Source organism: Tannerella forsythia (assembly GCF_003860135.1).
Classification (GTDB): Bacteria; Bacteroidota; Bacteroidia; order Bacteroidales; family Tannerellaceae; genus Tannerella; species Tannerella forsythia_A.
Window position 1 is genome coordinate 1 of the sequence record NZ_RQYN01000198.1, and the last position, 259, is coordinate 259.

The following is a 259-nucleotide window of genomic DNA, read 5'->3' on the forward strand; positions in this document are numbered from 1 at the left end:
AATACGATGCCTTTTTCCCCAACGCTTCGCATTGGGCTGAATGATCTCGCCCTTTCAGGGCTTTTACAGCAATCAGCCTTCAGCCGGCCAACAACTCAACAAATAAACATTTCAACAACTCAACACCCGAAGAGCATACAAGGGCTGAAAGCCCGGATTATTTCAGCCCCATCCCGCAAGGGGAGGGTATCGACATCCGGACCTTGTTCGCAGGGCTGAAGGCCTGAATGAAATTCATTATGATTTGTTCTATTGCGGA

The 259-nt window shown here is 48.6% G+C and carries 1 protein-coding gene; it reads left to right on the forward strand.

All coding sequences use genetic code 11. The annotated features are described in order from the left end of the window. Positions 1 to 219, forward strand: a 219-nt coding sequence (locus EII41_RS14420; protein ID WP_221620750.1) for a hypothetical protein, incomplete at its 5' end; no start/stop codon positions are given. Positions 220 to 259 lie beyond the last annotated feature (40 nt).